The organism is Chitinophaga sp. (assembly GCF_036569185.1).
Classification (GTDB): Bacteria; Bacteroidota; Bacteroidia; order Chitinophagales; family Chitinophagaceae; genus Chitinophaga.
This window is the reverse complement of record NZ_DATCRD010000220.1, coordinates 1-3,201: the sequence shown is the minus strand read 5'-3', so window position 1 is coordinate 3,201 and position 3,201 is coordinate 1. Positions and strand designations below refer to the sequence as shown.

The 3,201-nt window shown below is 45.0% G+C and carries 1 protein-coding gene; it reads left to right on the top strand.

All coding sequences use genetic code 11. The features are described from left to right. Window positions 1-589 precede the first annotated feature (589 nt). Window positions 590-2,734, top strand: a complete 2,145-nt coding sequence (gene fusA, locus VIM72_RS16570; RefSeq protein WP_332003943.1) for an elongation factor G — start codon at window positions 590-592, stop codon at window positions 2,732-2,734. The last annotated feature ends 467 nt before the right edge of the window (window positions 2,735-3,201 follow it).

Genomic DNA, 3,201 nt, shown 5'->3' with positions numbered 1-3,201 from the left:
TTCTGAACTACGGCGGACCCGCCTGTATTGGCAACCACCTGCCGCTTAAGCGCCACCTGGGCATGGGATGGAATATAGGCGCACAAGGGCAGCAACAGTGCGGGAGTGCATCTGAGTACAATTGATCTCATATATGTATGGTTATAAGTAAAGTGTTCAGGAACTGCTACAGCGCCGGACAGGAGGGCTACAATAGTAAATAACGTATCTGCCTGTTATACAAGCGCATGGAGTATCATTCTATTTCATGACGATTTTTATTTAGGGAACCGATTTTTCAATTCTGGTCTTCGCTGTTTTTAGCGCTCAATCTTCAGGGTATATCCGGTTTACAATATGCTACAAATATGACAGAATTATAACACCTGGAAAACGTCGATTTAACTTTTGGTGGAAATTGGTAAAAAAGTGGTCGGTACCGTCTAAAAACTGGTTTTCGCAGAACTATTTATAATTATTAAATATAATATGAATAACACGCTCATTTGTTTTTGAGAAATAACAATTTGGAAAAGAAGGTCATTTTATTTATTGTTAAAAATAAATTACCTTTGCCCCCCAAATTGCATTATTTAGTCACTTTAATATTATGGCAGACTTAAAATTTCAAAGGAACTTTGGTATTGCGGCGCACATCGATGCGGGTAAAACCACTACCACAGAACGTATCCTGTATTATACAGGTAAATCCCACAAAATTGGAGAAGTGCACGAGGGTGCTGCTACAATGGACTGGATGGCACAGGAGCAGGAGAGAGGTATTACCATCACATCTGCGGCAACCACTTGTTTCTGGAATTTTCCAACCTTACAAGGTAAAGCCTTACCTGATACCAAACAATATAAATTCAATATCATCGATACCCCGGGTCACGTGGACTTTACCGTAGAGGTAGAACGTTCCCTCCGTGTATTGGATGGTCTGGTAGCATTGTTCTGCGCTGTATCCGGTGTTGAACCTCAGTCTGAAACCGTTTGGCGCCAGGCTAACCGCTATCGTGTACCACGTATCGGTTTCGTTAATAAAATGGACCGTTCCGGTGCCGACTTCCTGAACGTGGTAAAACAGGTTAAAGAAATGCTGGGTGCTAACCCTGTGCCTTTAACCCTGCCGATCGGAGCTGAAGACACCTTCAAAGGTGTGGTAGATCTGATCACCATGAAAGGTATCATCTGGGACGAAGAAGGTAAAGGTGCTACCTACCAGGAAATTCCTATTCCGGAAGATATGGTGGCTGAAGCGGAAGAATGGAGAGCTAAGCTCGTGGAAGCAGTAGCTGAATACGATGACACCCTGATGGAGAAATTCTTCGAAGATCCTAATTCAATCTCTGAAGAGGAAATCCACGAAGCTATCCGTAAGGCTACTATCGATATCGCTATCATCCCGATGATGTGCGGTTCCTCTTTCAAAAACAAAGGCGTACAGAAGATGCTGGATGCGGTTTGCCGCTACCTGCCTTCTCCGCTGGATGTTGAAGCTGTAAAAGGTACTGATCCCGACAGCGGTGAAGAACTGGAACGTAAACCTTCTGCTAAAGAGCCACTGGCTGCACTGGCGTTCAAAATTGCAACCGATCCTTTCGTAGGTCGTCTGGCGTTCTTCCGGGTTTATTCCGGTCACCTGGATGCAGGTTCTTATGTACTGAACACCCGTACCGGCAAAAACGAGCGTATCAGCCGTATCATGCAGATGCACGCCAACAAGCAGAACCCTATCGATTTCATCGAAGCTGGTGATATCGGTGCGGCTGTTGGTTTTAAAGATATCAAAACCGGTGATACCCTGTGCGATGAAAAAGCACCGATTATCCTGGAATCTATGACCTTCCCTGAACCGGTTATTCACATTGCCATCGAGCCTAAAACTCAGGCAGACGTAGATAAAATGGGTATGGCCATTGCTAAACTGGTAGAAGAAGATCCTACCCTGAAAGCAAAAACCGATGAAGAAACAGGTCAGACCGTACTCAGCGGTATGGGTGAGCTGCACCTTGAAATCATCGTTGACCGTATGCGTCGCGAATTCAAGGTAGAAGTAAACCAGGGTGCTCCTCAGGTTGCTTACAAAGAAGCCCTCACTACCAAAGTTGAACACCGTGAGGTATTCAAGAAGCAAACTGGTGGTCGTGGTAAATTTGCTGATATCCAGGTAGAAATCGGACCGGCTGATGCAGAATGGCTGAAAGAGAACGAAGGTAAATCCCTGCAGTTCATCAACGATATCTTTGGTGGTGCTATCCCTAAAGAGTTCATCCCGGCTGTACAGAAAGGTTTCGAACAGTCACTCAACCAGGGTGTACTCGCAAACTTCCCGCTGACCAGCTTAAGAGTTCGCCTGTTTGATGGATCATACCACCAGGTGGATTCCGACGCCATGTCATTTGAATTGTGCGCCAAACAAGCATTCCGTGAAGCGGCCCGCAAAGCTAAACCAGTATTGCTGGAGCCGATCATGAAAGTAGAAGTACAGACTCCGGACCAATACATGGGTGATGTTACAGGTGACCTCAACCGTCGCCGTGGCATGCTGGAAGGTATGGACTCTAAAAACGGTGTACAGGTTATCAAGGCTAAAGTGCCACTGAGCGAAATGTTCGGTTACGTAACTCAGCTGCGTTCCCTGTCTTCCGGCCGCGCAAGCTCCATCATGGAGTTCTCTCACTATGCTCCTGCACCAAATAACGTGTCAGAAGAAGTGATTGCAAAAGTGAAAGGCAAAGTAAACGCTTAATCTTAGCTTTTTATACCAGGAAGGTTGTTCTGCGAAAGCAGGACAACCTTTTTTGCTTTTAGTGCCTGACTGACATGAAAATGCTATTGCCATGAAAAGAATATTCGATATTTTACAATAGCAATAACCTACAACTGCAATTTACTTTTTGCTAACTGCCAGGGTCCTGTTTTACAGGACCTTTTTTATTGTTGGCTGTCTGGATAGGGGGAGATTTCCCTTTTGACGTCATAGGTATAGTGGATCACAAACCATCTCAACCGGTATTATTTACTGATAGCCTTTGAATTATGTCATTAGAGTTATTACAAGCACCTCCTACAACTGTGGTACATACATCGGGAGAAATGGTCTCATTAACTCCTGGTCTGGATTTGATTCTGCCCTGCTGGAATCCTGCAGGTCCCTGGGTGGAATCACTTATCAGGCATTATCACGAAATAACCACCCTTATGGGCAATACGCCT

Coding starts and splice junctions, on each gene's coding strand:
- fusA (WP_332003943.1), top strand. CDS start 590: ATGGCAGACTTAAAATTTCAAAGGAACTTTGGTATTGCGGCGCACATC.